This is a genomic window from Microcoleus sp. Pol12B4 (assembly GCF_036701385.1).
In the GTDB taxonomy this organism is placed as follows: Bacteria; Cyanobacteriota; Cyanobacteriia; order Cyanobacteriales; family Microcoleaceae; genus Microcoleus.
Window position 1 is genome coordinate 1 of the sequence record NZ_JAUBQR010000451.1, and the last position, 1,298, is coordinate 1,298.

General features: G+C 44.1%; 2 protein-coding genes and 1 pseudogene. All 3 read left to right on the forward strand.

The window, feature by feature from the left end; translation table 11 throughout:
* The coding region (locus QUA38_RS28965) for an aldo/keto reductase (RefSeq protein WP_333167973.1) at positions 1-408 on the forward strand (408 nt) is incomplete at its 5' end.
* Positions 409-514: 106 nt separating this feature from the next.
* The gene (locus QUA38_RS28970; RefSeq protein WP_333167975.1) at positions 515-1,030 is read left to right on the forward strand and encodes an isoprenylcysteine carboxylmethyltransferase family protein; all 516 of its coding nucleotides are present in this window, start codon (positions 515-517) and stop codon (positions 1,028-1,030) included.
* Between the two features lie 59 nt (positions 1,031-1,089).
* Positions 1,090-1,298, forward strand: a pseudogene (locus QUA38_RS28975) (hypothetical protein); the annotation flags it as partial.

Consider the following 1,298-nt stretch of genomic DNA (forward strand, 5'->3'; position numbering starts at 1 on the left):
TACTCCTTGCTGTCGCGGCAAGTAGAAAAACAAGGAATTGTGAGTGCAGCCCGCGAATTGGGAGTCACAATTTTAGCTTACAGCCCCTTAGCCCAAGGATTGCTTACCGGCAAATACACAGCCCAAGAACCACCCACAGGAACCCGCAAAATGGACTCCCGCTTCAGTAAAAGCGGCCTCGAAAAAATCGAATTAGTCATGTCAACCCTGCGGAAAATGGGCAGAAAGCGCGATCGCACGCCCGCCCAAGTTGCCCTAAACTGGTTGATATGCCAAAACGGAGTCATCCCCATTCCCGGCGCCAAAACCGCCAAACAAGCCCAAGAAAACGCAGGCGCATTAGGCTGGAATTTGAGCGAAGATGAAGTTAACCAACTAGAATTAATGACTCGTCCCTGGCGAGAATAAATTTGTTAATTGTTGACTGTTGACTGTTCGCTGTTCACCGTAGGTTGGGTTTTACTTCAGTCTACCCAACCTACAGTCCACTTTCTTCTCCCTTCTTCCTTCTATTATGAAAATTTTAACTGACTGGGGCTTCACGCGCGAAGGCTGGCGCAATAACAGCCGCGGCGAATATTTAGTCCTGCTTCAAGGAGGATTGCTCACAGGATTTGTAATCTTACCAGTTTATCAACTACCTGGATTCAAAATTCAATCAACTCAATTACTTGATATTACCTGGATTCTAGCAAGTATTCTCGGCTTAAGCGGATTAATTTTCATCATCAAAGCATTGATAGACTTAGGAAAAAATCTCACACCTTTACCGTATCCCCGAGAAAACGGAGAATTAGTCCAAACAGGCATTTACGGAATAGTGCGGCATCCCTTATACAGCGGCTTAATTTTAGCAGCCCTCGGCTGGACACTTTTTCAAATGAGCATATCCCACTTAATAGCCAGCGCAATATTAATAATATTTTTCGACATCAAAGCCAACCGAGAAGAAGCCTGGTTAACCAAAAAATATCCAGCCTATTCAGAATACAGCCAGCGAGTCAAAAAACTAATTCCCGGAATCTATTAACACATCCCCTCTGCATCTGCGTTAATCCGCGTTAATCTGCTTCAATCTGCGGTTAAAAAATGAAATATAACAAAAAAATACAAATTCTACTGCTAGCATTAACACTATTTTTATGCTTATCACAGCAATTAACAGCGTGCAGCTTTCTCACAAAACCCTTTCAACTTCCCGCCTCAGCCAAACAAGAACCATGGCCAATTCAAACAGGCCTCCGAACAGCCATCCTCCGCGACAATATACCAACAGTCAACCGCGTAGTTTTAGTACC

Coding starts and splice junctions, on each gene's coding strand:
- QUA38_RS28970 (WP_333167975.1), top strand. CDS start 515: ATGAAAATTTTAACTGACTGGGGCTTCACGCGCGAAGGCTGGCGCAAT.